General features: G+C 65.7%; 15 protein-coding genes. 8 read left to right on the top strand and 7 right to left on the bottom strand.

The genetic code is table 11. From position 1 onward, the window contains the following. Nucleotides 1-28 precede the first annotated feature (28 nt). From KQ910_RS20730 to rfbB, 5 genes are all read left to right on the top strand, one after another. Nucleotides 29-1,066, top strand: a complete 1,038-nt coding sequence (locus KQ910_RS20730; protein ID WP_216964823.1) for an amino acid ABC transporter substrate-binding protein — start codon at nucleotides 29-31, stop codon at nucleotides 1,064-1,066. Between the two features lie 130 nt (nucleotides 1,067-1,196). Beyond that, nucleotides 1,197-2,387: an amino acid ABC transporter permease gene (locus KQ910_RS20725; RefSeq protein ID WP_216964821.1), complete on the top strand. Its 1,191-nt coding sequence runs from the start codon at nucleotides 1,197-1,199 to the stop codon at nucleotides 2,385-2,387. 2 nt (nucleotides 2,388-2,389) lie between these two features. Beyond that, on the top strand, nucleotides 2,390-3,670 hold the full coding sequence (locus tag KQ910_RS20720) for an amino acid ABC transporter permease (protein WP_229600839.1): 1,281 nt from the start codon (nucleotides 2,390-2,392) through the stop codon (nucleotides 3,668-3,670). Nucleotides 3,671-3,690: 20 nt separating this feature from the next. Next, nucleotides 3,691-4,461 carry an amino acid ABC transporter ATP-binding protein gene (locus tag KQ910_RS20715; RefSeq protein ID WP_229600838.1) on the top strand — a complete coding sequence of 257 codons (771 nt, stop codon included), beginning with the start codon at nucleotides 3,691-3,693 and terminating at the stop codon, nucleotides 4,459-4,461. Nucleotides 4,462-4,515: 54 nt separating this feature from the next. Beyond that, a complete protein-coding gene (gene rfbB / locus KQ910_RS20710; RefSeq protein ID WP_216964818.1) occupies nucleotides 4,516-5,568 on the top strand; it encodes a dTDP-glucose 4,6-dehydratase in 1,053 nt (350 codons plus the stop codon). A gap of 35 nt (nucleotides 5,569-5,603) precedes the next feature. On the opposite strand, the gene KQ910_RS20705 is transcribed toward rfbB, so the two are convergent. Genes KQ910_RS20705 through KQ910_RS20680 form a run of 6 tightly spaced genes read right to left on the bottom strand, consistent with a single transcriptional unit; the run spans nucleotide 5,604 to nucleotide 10,142 of the window. Further along, nucleotides 5,604-6,704 (bottom strand): DegT/DnrJ/EryC1/StrS family aminotransferase, encoded by a 1,101-nt coding sequence (locus KQ910_RS20705; protein ID WP_216964817.1) that lies wholly within the window; start codon nucleotides 6,702-6,704, stop codon nucleotides 5,604-5,606. Next, nucleotides 6,701-7,129: a sugar 3,4-ketoisomerase gene (locus KQ910_RS20700; RefSeq protein ID WP_216964814.1), complete on the bottom strand. Its 429-nt coding sequence runs from the start codon at nucleotides 7,127-7,129 to the stop codon at nucleotides 6,701-6,703. Before KQ910_RS20700 ends, KQ910_RS20705 begins: the two co-directional genes overlap by 4 nt. A 19-nt stretch (nucleotides 7,130-7,148) precedes the next feature. Next, nucleotides 7,149-8,078 carry a DMT family transporter gene (locus KQ910_RS20695; protein WP_216964812.1) on the bottom strand — a complete coding sequence of 310 codons (930 nt, stop codon included), beginning with the start codon at nucleotides 8,076-8,078 and terminating at the stop codon, nucleotides 7,149-7,151. Then, nucleotides 8,075-8,995 (bottom strand): DMT family transporter, encoded by a 921-nt coding sequence (locus KQ910_RS20690; protein ID WP_216964810.1) that lies wholly within the window; start codon nucleotides 8,993-8,995, stop codon nucleotides 8,075-8,077. The genes KQ910_RS20695 and KQ910_RS20690 overlap by 4 nt, the downstream gene beginning before the upstream one ends. Nucleotides 8,996-9,006: 11 nt before the next feature. Continuing rightward, nucleotides 9,007-9,378, bottom strand: coding sequence for a dihydroneopterin aldolase (locus KQ910_RS20685; protein ID WP_216964808.1), 372 nt, complete (start codon nucleotides 9,376-9,378; stop codon nucleotides 9,007-9,009). A gap of 2 nt (nucleotides 9,379-9,380) precedes the next feature. Beyond that, on the bottom strand, nucleotides 9,381-10,142 hold the full coding sequence (locus KQ910_RS20680; RefSeq protein WP_216964806.1) for an SDR family oxidoreductase: 762 nt from the start codon (nucleotides 10,140-10,142) through the stop codon (nucleotides 9,381-9,383). Between the two features lie 54 nt (nucleotides 10,143-10,196). Between KQ910_RS20680 and KQ910_RS20675 the strand changes: the two genes are divergently transcribed. The 3 genes from KQ910_RS20675 (at nucleotide 10,197) to KQ910_RS20665 (ending at nucleotide 13,218) form a co-directional block, all read left to right on the top strand. Next, nucleotides 10,197-11,318 carry an NAD(P)/FAD-dependent oxidoreductase gene (locus tag KQ910_RS20675; RefSeq protein WP_216964804.1) on the top strand — a complete coding sequence of 374 codons (1,122 nt, stop codon included), beginning with the start codon at nucleotides 10,197-10,199 and terminating at the stop codon, nucleotides 11,316-11,318. Then, complete coding sequence (locus KQ910_RS20670; RefSeq protein WP_216964802.1) at nucleotides 11,315-12,142, top strand: alpha/beta hydrolase; 828 nt, start codon at nucleotides 11,315-11,317, stop codon at nucleotides 12,140-12,142. The genes KQ910_RS20675 and KQ910_RS20670 overlap by 4 nt, the downstream gene beginning before the upstream one ends. 101 nt (nucleotides 12,143-12,243) lie before the next feature. Continuing rightward, nucleotides 12,244-13,218 carry an NAD(P)H-dependent flavin oxidoreductase gene (locus KQ910_RS20665; RefSeq protein ID WP_216964800.1) on the top strand — a complete coding sequence of 325 codons (975 nt, stop codon included), beginning with the start codon at nucleotides 12,244-12,246 and terminating at the stop codon, nucleotides 13,216-13,218. Here KQ910_RS20665 and KQ910_RS20660 read toward each other — a convergent pair. Beyond that, nucleotides 13,215-13,607 carry a hypothetical protein gene (locus tag KQ910_RS20660; RefSeq protein ID WP_216964798.1) on the bottom strand — a complete coding sequence of 131 codons (393 nt, stop codon included), beginning with the start codon at nucleotides 13,605-13,607 and terminating at the stop codon, nucleotides 13,215-13,217. The two genes, KQ910_RS20665 and KQ910_RS20660, sit on opposite strands and share 4 nt — an antisense overlap. Nucleotides 13,608-13,624: the final 17 nt, after the last annotated feature.

Here is a 13,624-nt window from a genome sequence, read left to right as displayed (position 1 = left end):
GTGCGGACAACAACAAACGGGAGGTGACATGCGAAACAGGTTCGTAGCGACGGCGGCCGGTCTGGTCGCAGCATTCCTCGGGTTCTCCGGAACGGCTCATGCGGGCAAGGATCTCGACGCCGTCAAATCCCGCGGAACCCTGAATTGCGGTGTCGGCATCGGTACCGCGGGCTTCATGCTGGCTGACAGCCAAGGCAAGTGGAAGGGCCTTTCGGTGGACGTCTGCCGCGCCGTCTCGGCGGCAATCTTCGGCGATTCCGAGAAAGTCAGGTACGTCCCCCTCACCTCCCAGCAGCGCTTCACCGCCGTCCAGTCGAGCGAAGTGGACATCGTGATGGGCAACGCCACCTACACGCTGACCCGCGATACCGCGCTCGGTCTCGATTTCACCGGCGTCTACTACTATGACGGCCAGGGCTTCCTCGTGCCGAAGAAGCTCGGCGTGAAGAATGCCAAGGAGTTGAATGGCGCCACGGTATGCGTGGCTCCCGGAACCACGACTGAACTCAACCTCGCCGACTACTTCCGCGCCAACAAGATGACCTTCAAGCCGGTCGTCATCGAGAAGGTCGACGAGATCCGCTCGGCCTTCTTCTCCGGCCGCTGCGACGTCTATACGACCGATGCGTCGAGCCTGGCCGCGACGCGCGCCGCCAACGTGCCGCCGCCGCAGACCTTCGACGACTACATGATCCTCCCGGAAATCATCTCGAAGGAGCCGCTGGGACCGGTCGTGCGCCACGGCGACAATCAATTTGCCGACATCGTGCGCTGGGCGCTCTACGCGATGCTCGAGGCCGAGGAATATGGCATCACCTCGAAGAACGTCGACGAGATGCTGAAGAGCGACAATCCTGCGATCAAGCGCATCCTCGGCGTCACGCCGGGCATGGGCAAGGCGCTCGGGGTCGACGAGAAGTGGGTCTACAACATCGTCAAGCAGGTCGGGAACTACGGCGAGAGCTTCGATCGAAACGTCGGCATGGGCTCGCCCCTCAAGATCCCGCGCGGCCAGAACGCGCTGTGGACCCAGGGGGGGCTTCAGTACGCACCGCCGATTCGTTGAAGCGGGAAGTTGGGCACAGATGGGGTGGGATTTGCCCGGTTGCACCGGGGCAATTCCCACCTACACTGAGGGCAATATCGGGCATTTAAGGCCCGCGCGGAAAAACCGCATCGGGCAGGGGGAATAGCGTATGGCAGTCGAGTCTCTCGGCTCTGTGCCACGGGTGAAGGTGGCTCCGTGGAACGATCCGGTCATTCGCGGCTGGGTGTTCCAGATCGTCGTGGTCGGTCTCGTCGGGTTCCTCGCCTGGTATCTGGTCAGCAACACGATCGAGAACCTGCAGCGCCAGAAGATCGCGAGTGGCTTCCATTATCTGGAGCGGGAAGCGGGCTTCGAGATCGGCGACACGATGATCGAGTATTCGCCGGCCAGCACCTACGCCCGCGCGATCTGGGTCGGCATTCTCAATACGCTGCGCGTTGCCGTTCTCGGCATCCTTCTCAGCACCCTGCTTGGCACAGTGATCGGCGTCGGCCGGCTGTCGCCCAACTGGCTGCTCAGCCGGATCTGCGGCTGGTATGTCGAGGCCTTCCGGAACGTGCCGCTGCTGCTGTGGCTGTTCCTCTTCTACAAGCTGATCAGCGAGGCGTTCCCCGGTCCGCGGCAGGCGATTTCCATGCTTTGGAACAGCGTCTTCCTGAGTAATCGCGGCGTCTATTTCCCCGTGCCGATGGCCGACCCGATCCATAAGTGGATGGGCGTCGCGTTCCTGATCGGAATCGCAGGCACCTGGATGCTCGCCCGCTGGGGAAGGAAGCGCCAGGAAACCACCGGGCAGCCATTCCCCATCATCTCCGCGGGCCTTGGCATCCTGATCGGTCTCCCCGCCCTCGTCTGGCTGGCCGGTGGCGCGCCGCACCATATGAGCTGGCCGGAGCTGAAAGGCTTCAACTTCACCGGCGGCACCGTCATCCAGCCCGAGTTCACCGCGCTCCTGGTGGGCCTCGTGCTCTACACCTCGGCCTTCGTGGCCGAGATCGTCCGCTCCGGGATCCTGGCCCTGCACAAGGGCCAGAGCGAAGCGGCCGCGGCGCTCGGCCTGTCGCGCGGCCAGTCGATGCGGCTGGTGCTGCTGCCGCAGGCGCTGCGCGTCATCGTCCCGCCGATGACCAGCCAGTATCTCAACATCACCAAAAACAGCTCGCTGGCCATCGCGATCGGCTATCCCGACCTCGTCGCCTCGATCAACGTCACGATCAACCAGACCGGCCAGGCGATCGAGAACATCCTGATCATCATGGCCGCCTACCTGTCGGTCAGCCTGTCGATCTCGGCGTTCATGAACTGGTACAATAAACGCATCGCCCTGAGGGAGCGCTGAGCATGACCGACGCCATGCCTGCCGGCGACCGCAAGCCCCTCGCCCCTCCCGTCGACGAAAGCGGCGTCATCGGGTGGGCTCGCAAGAACCTGTTCTCCAGCTGGGGCAACGGCATCACCACGGTCGTGCTGATCGTGGGCGTCGTCTGGATCCTGAACTGGTTCCTCGAATGGGCGCTGTTCACCGCCAACTTCACGGCCTCGACCGGCAGCGAATGTCGCGGCGGTGGCGCCTGCTGGGCACTCATCCGCGAGAAGTTCCGCTACATCTTCTTCGGCTCGTTCCCCTACGAACAGCATTGGCGGCCGCTATTCGCCGTCATCGCCATGCTGGCCATGCTGGTGCTGAGCGCCGATCGGCGCATGTGGAACTGGCGCCTGCTGGTGATCTGGGGCGTCGGATCGTTCATCACCTTCATCCTGATGTTCGGTCAGATCCACATTCCGCTCAGCCTCATCCTGTTCGTCGCCCTCGTCGGCGGCGTGATCGGCCTGACGCTGCGCAGCGCGCTGGCAGCGCCGTCGGAGCGGATGGCTTACTACGCGCTGATCGGCATCGGTGCCGTGGGCCTGGTCCTGCGCATCGTGGGCATCCTGCCCAAGTGGAGCATCGCGATCGCGCCGCTCAGCTACGTCGAGACCAGCCTGTGGGGCGGCCTGCCAGTGACGCTGATCCTGGCCACCTACGGCCTCGCGTTCGCGTTCCCCTACGGCATCCTGCTGGCTCTGGGCCGACGCTCGAACCTGCCCCTCATCAAGGGTCTGTGCGTGGGCTTCATCGAGTTGATCCGCGGCGTGCCGCTGATCAGCCTGCTGATCATGGCCTCGGTCATGCTGCCGCTGTTCCTGCCCTCGGGCACGACCATCGACAAGTTCCTGCGCGCCCAGGTCGCCGTCATCCTGTTCGCCGGCGCCTACATCGCCGAGGTGATCCGCGGCGGCCTGCAGTCGCTGCCCAAGGGCCAGTTCGAGGCCGCCGATGCGATGGGGCTCAACTATGCGCAGAAGACCCTGCTGATCATCCTGCCGCAGGCGCTGCGGGTGGTGATCCCGCCGCTCATCAACACCTTCATCGGCTTCTTCAAGGATACGTCGCTGGTGCTGATCATCGGCATCTTCGACTTCCTGAACACCGCCAACCAGGCGCTGGTCGATCCAAACTGGGCAGGCTTCCCGGGTGAGGTCTACCTGTTCGCTGCGTTCGTCTATTTCATCTTCTGTTACTCGATGTCGCGGTACAGCAAGTACCTCGAGGTCGAACTCAACAAGGGTACGCGGCGCTAGGCGCCGCCAGGGAGCAAACCATGGCCGCAACAGCCCGCGATCTCTCGAAAGTCGATTCGGTGATCCAGCTGAAGGGCGTCAACAAGTGGTTCGGACAGTTCCACGTGTTGACCGACATCAATCTCGACGTGAAGGAAGGCGAGAAGATCGTCATCTGCGGACCGTCTGGCTCCGGCAAGTCGACGCTGATCCGCTGCATCAACCGGCTGGAAGAGCATCAGCGGGGTGACATCGTGGTGCACGGAGTCACCCTGTCCAACGACGTGAAGAACATCGACGCCATCCGCCGCGAAGTCGGCATGGTGTTCCAGTCGTTCAACCTCTTCCCGCACCTCACCATCCTCGACAACCTCACCCTGGCGCCGATCTGGGTGAAGAAGATGCCGAAGAAGGAGGCCGAGGAGATCGCCATGAGCCTGCTGACCCGGGTGCGCATCCCGGAGCAGGCGCTGAAGTATCCCGGCCAGCTCTCCGGCGGCCAGCAGCAGCGCGTGGCGATCGCCCGCGCGCTCTGCATGCGCCCCAAGATCATGCTGTTCGACGAGCCGACCTCGGCCCTCGATCCCGAGATGGTGAAGGAGGTGCTCGATGTCATGATCGAGCTGGCGCGCGAGGGCATGACCATGCTCTGCGTCACCCACGAAATGGGCTTTGCCCGCGCCGTTGCCGATCGCGTGATCTTCATGGACCGTGGCGAAATCGTCGAACAGAACGAGCCGGAGGAGTTCTTCGCCAATCCGCGAAACGAGCGCACCAAGCTCTTCCTCGGCCAGATCCTCCACAACCACTGAAGACGCCGCGGAGCCGCCTTGGCTCCGCCCCGATCTCCGCCTAGAAGGCCGGGCATGAGGATAGTCGTTACCGGCGGCGCGGGCTTCATCGGCTCGGCGGTCGTACGCCACATCATCCGCGACACCGACTGGACCGTCGCCAACGTCGACAAGCTCACCTACGCCGGCAATCTCGAATCGCTGGGCGAGGCGCGCACCAGCAACCGCCACCGGCACTACAAGGTGGACATCTGCGATCGCCCGGCGATCGACGCGGTCCTCGCGGAAGTCCAGCCGGAGGCCGTCCTGCACCTGGCGGCCGAAAGCCATGTCGACCGGTCGATCGACGGGGCTGCCCCCTTCATCGAGACCAACGTCGGCGGCACCTACACCCTGCTCGAGGCCGTCCTTGCCTACTGGCGCACGCTCGACGAGAGCGCACGGGCCCGTTTCAGGTTCCAGCACATCTCGACCGACGAGGTCTTCGGTTCGCTGGGCGCGACGGGGCGCTTCACCGAGACGACGCCCTACGCACCCAACTCGCCCTACTCCGCGAGCAAGGCCGCTTCCGATCATCTCGTCCGCGCCTGGCATCACACTTACGGATTGCCGACCCTCGCCACCAACTGCTCCAACAACTACGGCCCCTATCATTTTCCCGAGAAGCTGATCCCGCTCATCATCATCCGTGCGCTGCGCGGGGAGAGCCTGCCGGTCTATGGCAAGGGCGAGAACGTGCGGGACTGGCTGCATGTCGAGGATCATGCCGAGGCGCTCACCCTGGTGCTTCGCAGGGGACGCCCGGGCGAGACCTACAATGTCGGCGGCGACAGCGAACGGCGGAACATAGACGTCGTACGGAGCATCTGCCGGCTGCTCGACGAGCTGGCGCCGGAAAACCTGCATCGCCCGCACGAGTCGCTCATCAGGTTCGTGACGGACCGACCGGGCCATGATGCCCGTTACGCCATCGATGCGAGCAAGATATCGAGCGAACTCGGGTGGCGTCCGCGGCATGATTTCGACAGCGGCCTGCGCGATACGGTGCGCTGGTTCCTCGATAACCGGGACTGGTGGGGACGCGTGATGAGCGGGGCATACCGCGGAGAGCGGCTGGGACTCGGCTGATCCGATTGCAGCGCGGCATACACCCGCGCCAGAATCTATGTCAGCGCCTGCCTGATCACCGAGCAGACCTCGTCGACGGCCTCAAGAGGCATATGCGGCCCCATGGGCAGGCTGAGCACGGTGTCGGCCAGCTTTTCGGCGAGCGGATAGCTGCCCTTCCCCTGCTTGAGGTCGGCATAGGCATCCTGGAGATGCGGCGGGATCGGATAGTGAATCAGCGACCCGATGCCGGCCTTCTCCAGGGTTTTGACAAGACCGGCACGGTGCGCCGTCCGCACGACATACAGGTGCCAGACCGGCTCCGCCCATTGCGGGACATTGGGTAATGCCAGGCTGGGCAAATCCGCCAACCGGTCGTCGTAGCGTGCTGCGACAATGCGGCGACGGTCGTTCCATTCGTCGAGCCTGGGCAATTTGGCTCGCAGGAACGCGGCCTGCAGTTCGTCGAGGCGTGAATTGAAGCCCCGTTCCAGGTTCACGTACTTCACGCGGCTGCCGTAGTTCCTGAGCACGCGCAGGCGTTCGGCAAGTGCGGCGTCGTCGGTCGTGACGGCGCCCCCGTCTCCGAAGGCGCCAATGTTCTTGCTGGGAAAAAAGCTGTGTGCGCCGGCATCGCCCAGGGAGCCGGCCCGCCGCCCGCGCACGCGCGCGCCCTGGGCTTGCGCCACGTCCTCGATGACCTTCAGGCCATGCTTGGCGGCCAGCGCCATGATCGCGTCCATGTCGGCCGGCTGCCCATAAAGGTGAACCGGCATGATCGCCCGCGTCCGGGACGTCAGGGCAGCGGCAATCCTGTCGGGATCGATGTTCGGTCCGCCGGGAGTCGGCTCGACCGGCACCACCTTTGCCCCGACCGCCGTCACGGCGAGCCAGGTCGCGATATAGGTATTGGAAGGCACGATGACTTCATCGCCGGCGCCGAGGTTCCAGGCGCGCAACACGAGTTCCAGTGCCTCGAGGCCATTGCCCAGTCCCACGCAATGCTTCGTGCCGCAGAACGCCGCATACTCCGCCTCGAAGGCCTCGACCTCCTTGCCGAGCACGAACCAGCCCGACTCCATCACACGGGCGTAAGCGGCATCGAGTTCGGTCTTGAGCTCGGCGTAGACCGACTTCATGTCGAGGAAGGGGATCATGCAGTCCTCGCTGCTTCGCGCCTGAAGGCCTCGTAATCGCGCAGGTACTCGCCCTCGTCGTAGAGGGTCGAGGCAACCACCAGGATGGTGGTCTGCGGCGCGAAGTCGGTGAGTTCGTGCCAGACCATGGGAGGGATGTGCAGCGCCCGCCCCGGATCGTCGAGCGACACCGTCTCCCTGACGCTGCCGTCGTCGAGGTGGACCTTGCAGGAGCCGTTCATCACCAGCGTCACGAGATGCGACTCGCGATGGCCGTGCCGCCCGCGCCACTGCCCGGGCGCGATGCCGTGCAGCCAGAACAGGCGCCGCGGCACGAAGCCCAGCTTCTGGTCGAACTCGAGAAAGTTGATGTTGCCACGTGCGTCGCTTTTTCCGGGGACGGAAAGCCAGCGGCAGTGACGGGTCTTGAGCGAAGGAAGGGTCATGGGAGGCCGGCAGCCTATCTCAGCGTTTCATCGATTGCAGCTTGCGCCATTGCATGTAGACGACGCCGCTCAGGGCAACGAGCCCGCCGACGATCTGGTAGACATTTGGCATGAAGCCATACGCCATTGACCATAATACGGCGAAAAACGGCACCAGATTGACCCAGAGGGACGCAATTGCGACACCGAGCCGGCTGGCTCCGATGTTCCAGAAGTAGGCTCCCATGGCGCTCGCGAACACGGCGACGAGCAGGAGCTGTGTCCAGACCCAGACGTCGGTGACTGCAAACGGCGACCTTGCCCATCCAATGGCCACCAGGGCGAGGCTGAGCGGAACCATCCATCCTAGCGCCGAAAGGGAGGCGACATAGGCGCGGTGGAGCTGGCTCGCCCGATCGAACCAGGCCTGTGCCTTCAGGCTGTAGACGGTCCACAGGGCGTTGGAGAGCAGAACGACGATCTCGCCGCCGCCGAGCGTGAGTGCACCCTGGCCGAACAGGCTGCCGGCCGCGAGGATCGCGCCGCCGGAGAGCGTCAGCGCCAGCGCCACGCCGAATCCCGGATCGAACCGCATCCCGGTGACGAGGCGCACCGTCGCCGCCGCCACCAGCGGGCCCGCCACCTGTACCGCCGCGGCCGAAATCGGATTGCTGAAGCGGATGCCGATCGTGAAGATCACGAAGAAGCCGCTCATCATAAGGCCGATCAGCAGGAACCGCTTCAGGCCGACCTCGATCCTGAGGCTGCTGACACCCTCGGCCAGGACGAGAACCATCGCCAGCGTGGCGACGGCCGTCAGCGTCCGGACGGCCAGCATCGGCACGACGTCGAAGTGCTGGAGCATGACCTTGGAGACGGGCACGTTGGCGCCCCAGCTCAGGCCCACGAACACCATGGCGGCGAAGGCGCCCAGCATGTGATGGCGGTCACGGCCGGAGATCTGGGTCATCGCCGCGCCGCGCGTGTCTGGCGGATCTGGTGCAGGGCGATGCCGCCCAGGACGACGAAGCCTCCGGCGACCTGAAGCCAGCTCGGCTCGCGTCCCATCAAGGCGGCAAGACCGATGGCGAACACCGGCGCGGAATTGGCGAACAGCGATGCGACGGGCACGCCGACCAGCGACACGCCGGTATTCCAGAGCAGGACCGCCACCGCGACGCCCAGCACGCCGATCCACACCACCATGCCCCACTCGACCGGCGTCGGCGGGCGGGTCGGCCAGACGATGCCGCCCAGTGCCCAGACGACGGCGCAGACCACGCCCAGCAGCACGCTGGCCACGGTCGAGGTGAGCGCCGACAGCGCGATCTGCCCGCGATCCGAGAGCCATTGCTGGGCGCGGATCGAGTACCAGCTCCAGCAGAGTTGGGCGATCACGAGCAGCCCCTCGCCGCCCTGGAGCCCGAACGAACCCGGCGCACGACCCGGCGTGCCCAGGACGACGACGATGCCGCCCGCGACCACCAGGACCAGCGTGAAGAAGAAGCCGGGCGGCGTGGTCGAACCCAGCATCACCCGCGACAGAACCGTCGCCCAGATCGGCCCGCACATCAGCACGATCGCCGAGGTCGCCGGGTGGGCGTGCGCCACGCCGAACGTGTAGAGCACCGAGAAGGCGGTCATCGCCGCGCCGAGACGCAGCAGTCGCCCCCACTGCAGCGGCCGCGGCGGCGCCACTGGCGGCTTGCTCAGCAACACGGCCAGCCACAGGACCGGGAGGCCGAGGATGTAACGGGACCAGGAGAGCAGCCAGTTGTCGTAATGCTCGGCGAGCGCCGCCAGCACGGGGATCATCGATCCCCAGATGAGGGCCGCCAGCAACAGCACGAGGGAGGCGCGTCGCAGCGCACCGACAGAGGGAGACACCGCTGTGCCGCTCAGCCCGGCGAACGACGGCGAACCGCCTCGTAACCGACGCGGCAATCCCCGTAGACGTCGGGCTTCTCGGTGGAGACCCGGGCTTCGGTCACCTGCGGCTGGGCGAGGCAAAGGTCCAGGATGGCCTCGACCAGCGTTTCCTGGAGGTTGAAGTGCCGGCTGCCGGCGAGGGCCACGATGCCGTCGTGGATGACGTCGTAGTTCAGCACGTTGGCGATGCTGTCGTCGGCGGCGCGCTCCGGGTCGCTCAGCAGAAGGTCGACGTTGATGACGACGGTCTGGGGCTTCTCCAGCTCGAAATCGTAGATGCCGATCGAGACCTGCAGGCGCAGGTCGCGGAAGAAGATTCGGCGCGAGGAGGTGGCGGCCATATTCACTTCTTCTTTTTCTTGTCGAAGGCGATGTCGCGCGGGCGGCCAGTCAGGTGCTCGCCACCGTCGACGATGAGCGTGTCGCCCGTATAGCTCGGCGTCGCCACGATGAAGCGGAGCGCGCGGACGAGATCCTCCGTCGTCACGCCGACACCCAGAGGGTTCGCGGCATGCTGCTCGGCGAAGCGTGCATCGGTCTGGCTGCCGCTGCGCAGGGTCAGCCCCGGCGCAATGCCGGCCACCCGCAGCCGCGGCGCGAAGGACTGCGCCAGCAGGGTCGTCAGCCCCTGGAGCCCAACCTTGGAGAGCGTATAGGTCAGGAAGTCGGGATTGAGGTTGAACAGCTTCTGGTCGAGCACGTTCACCACCAGTCCGGTCTCGCCCGCTGGAAGCTGGCGGGCCAATGCCTGGGACAAGAGCAACGGCGCCCGCAGGTTGATCGCCATGTGCAGGTCGAAATCGGCCGCCGTCGCCGTCGGCGCGCGGTCGAGCTTGAACAGCGAGGCGCTGTTCACCAGGCAGGTGAGCGTCACCCCCGGCGCCCGGCACTTGCCGATCAGCGCCTCGGTCTGCCGGGCGGAAGAGAGATCGGCCTTCACCGCCATCGCCTTGCCGCCGGCCGCCCGGATGGCCGCCACGGTCTCCCGCGCCCCGATGGCCGAATCCTTGTGGTGCACGAAGACGAAAAAGCCGTCGGCCGCCAGCGCCACGGCCAGCGCGCGGCCGATCCGTACCCCCGCCCCCGTGACCAACGCGCCTTTCATGCTGCGACACCCGCCCTTGGTGACTGAAAGAGGCGGCGGTTCTAGCATGCGACCATGAATTCGTCCCCGTTCGAAACCGTCGACTGCGTTGTGATCGGCGCAGGTGTTGTCGGCCTTGCCGTCGCCCGCGCGCTTGCCCTCGCGGGCCGTGAAGTCATCGTCGTGGAGGCCGCCGACGCCATCGGCACCGAGACGAGCTCGCGCAACTCCGAGGTCATCCACGCCGGCATCTACTACCCCAAGGGCAGCCTGATGGCCCGCTCCTGCGTCGCCGGCCGGCGCATGCTCTATGCCTACTGCAAGGACCACGGCGTGCCGCATCAGAACTGCGGCAAGCTGATCGTGGCGACCAACCAGGCCGAGAGCGAGAAGCTCGCCGAAATCAAGGGCCGGGCCGAGGCCAACGGCGTCGAGGGCATGCGCTTCCTGAGCGCGGCCGAGGCGATGGCGATGGAACCCAACTTGCAATGCACCGCCGCGTTGCTGTCGCCCAGCACCGGCATCGTCGACAGCCATTCCTACATGTTGGCGCTGCAGGGCGACGCCGAGAGCCACGGGGCGATGTTCGCCTTCAACAGCCCGGTGAAGAGCGGCCGTGTCGTCGAGGGCGGCGTCGAGATCGAGGTCGGCGGAACCGAGCCGATGAACCTGCGTTGCAAGCTGCTGATAAATTCGGCGGGCCTTCATGCGCCGACGCTTGCGAAAAAAATCGCCGGGATGCCATCCGAGCACATCCCGACCGCGTACTACGCCAAAGGAAATTACTTCACCTTGACCGGCCGCTCCCCCTTCTCCCGCCTCATCTACCCCGTCCCGGTGCCGGGCGGGCTGGGTGTGCACATCACCGTGGACATGGGCGGCCAGGCGAAGTTCGGGCCCGACGTCGAGTGGATCGACGGCATCGAGTACACGGTCGATCCGCATCGCGCCGACAAGTTCTATGCTGCCGTGCGCAAGTACTGGCCCGGCATCAAGGATGGCTCGCTACAACCCGGCTATGCCGGCATCCGCCCGAAGATCGTGCCGCAGGGCGCGCCGGCGCAGGATTTCACCATCACCGGCCCTGCCGACCATGGCGTGCCCGGCCTCATCAACCTGTTCGGCATCGAATCGCCCGGCCTTACCGCCTCGCTGGCGCTGGCCGAACAGGTGCGCGACCTCGCCGGTTCTGCATGACGCTGGCGCGCCGAGGCCTCATCGCCAGCGTTCTCGGCCTGCTCGGCGGCTGCTCTCCGGCAGCGCTGCTTAACACGACCGTTTCGCGACAGGGCTACAAGCTCGAGGCGGACATTCCTTACGGCAGCAACCCGCGGCAGAAACTCGACGTCTATACGCCGGAGCAGCCGCGTGGCGACGGCAAGTCGGTGATCTTCTTCTACGGCGGCTCGTGGGATTCCGGCGCCAAGGGCGACTACCTCTTCGTCGGACAGGCGCTGGCGGCCAGTGGGATCACCACCATCATTCCCGACTACCGCGTCTATCCCGAGGTCCGGTATCCCGCCTTCCTCGACGACGGTGCGGCAGCCACGGCCTGGGCGGCCCGCAGGGTGGGCACCGACAAGCTCTTCGTCGCCGGCCATTCGGCGGGCGCCTATATCGCGATCATGATGGTCGCCAACACGCCCTATCTCGCCGCCGCCGGCGTCGACCGCATGAAGCTGCCGGGCGGGATCGGCATCGCCGGCCCCTACGATTTCCTGCCCCTCACCTCGCGCCGCCTGAGGGAGATATTCGGCGGCGACCGGCGCGAGACCCAGCCGATCGAATACGCCCGTGCGCCGCTGCCGCCGATCCTCCTGCTGCACGGCACGACCGATACGACGGTGAAGCCGTTCAACAGCGAACGGCTGGCTGCGGCCTGGCGCAAGGCCGGCAGCACGGCCGAGCTCAAGCTCTATCCCGAGGTCGATCACATCGACATCGTCGGATCCTTCTCGGAACTGCTGCGCAAGCGCGCTCCGTCTCTCGACGACACGATTTCCTTCATCGACCGCACCTGATCCGCATTGCGGACAGCATGTCCACGGTGCGGTCCGTGGGCTGGCCCCCGGCGTTCGGGTTCGCTAATGCTTGGGGAACTTACCCAGGGGGAAAAGTCCAGATGATCAAGACGCGCTTCACCGAGATGTTCGGCATCAAGCACCCGATCGTGCAGGGTGGCATGCAATGGGTCGGCCGCGCCGAACTCGCCTCGGCCGTCTCCAACGCCGGCGCCCTCGGCATCCTGACCGGCCTCACCCAGCCGACGCCGGAGGATCTCCGCAAGGAGATCAAGCGCTGCCGCGAGATGACGGACCAGCCGTTCGGCGTGAACCTGACCATCCTGCCGACGCTCGTGCCGCGCCCCTACGGCGAGTACATCGACGCCATCATCGATTCCGGCATCAAGATCGTCGAGACCGCCGGCAACAATCCCAAGCCCTTCATGCCCAAGCTCAAGGAAGCGGGCGTTAAGGTGATCCACAAGTGCACCGCGGTCCGTCACGGTCTCTCAGCCGAGAAGGCCGGTGTCGATGCCATCTCGATGGACGGCTTCGAGTGCGCCGGTCACCCGGGCGAGGACGACGTGCCGAACCTCGTGCTGCTGCCGGCCGCCGCCAACGTCATCAAGATCCCGATGATCGCCTCGGGCGGCTTCGCCGATGCGCGCGGTCTCGTGGCCGCGCTGGCGCTGGGCTGCGAGGGCATCAACATGGGCACCCGCTTCATGGCGACCAAGGAGGCCCCGATCCACCAGAACGTGAAGGAGAAGATCGTCTCCTCCGACGAGCGCAGCACGTCGCTGATCCTGCGCACCATGCGCAACACCAGCCGCGTCTACGGCAACAGCATCGCCAAGAAGACGATCGAGATGGAAGGCGAGGGCAAGACCATCCAGGAGATCGGTCCCATCGTCGCCGGCGCCAAGGGCAAGGTCGTCTACGAGACCGGCGACATGGAACACGGCATCTGGTCGGCCGGCACCTGCATGGGCCTGATCAACGACATCCCCTCCTGCAAGGAATTGGTGGAGCGTATCGTCCGCGAAGCCGAGGAGATGATCCGCGGCCGCCTCGCAAAGTCGCTCGCCGCCTAGCGCGGTCGCGCCCGGTAGCGCTTCCAGCTTCGCCAGACCAGGCCGCCGAGCGGCGGCAGGAAACAGAGCGCCGTGGCGACGATCGCCATGGCGGCCACCAGACAGCCCCACCCGCGCTGGAGGCCCACGACACACTTCCAGTCGAGGGCCATGAAGACGAGCGCTGCCAGGAAGACCGGGTTGGCAAGGACGGCGACGGCCCAGAGCTGCCAGGCCGGCGCCTCGACTCCCGGCTTCCACTGGCACACCAGCGAACTCACCACCGCCCCGGCCAGCATTCCAAGGCCGCCGATCAGCATGGCCTCGGCCGCGAGAAAGGCACCTGCCCCCGCGCCTACCAGGAGCGCGGCGACCAGGTGGCCCATGACGAAGGGGCGGATGCGCAGCACGACGATGTCGCCTCTCC

This window comes from Reyranella humidisoli (assembly GCF_019039055.1).
Lineage (GTDB): Bacteria > Pseudomonadota > Alphaproteobacteria > Reyranellales > Reyranellaceae > Reyranella > Reyranella humidisoli.
This window is presented reverse-complemented; position numbering and strand designations above follow the sequence as displayed.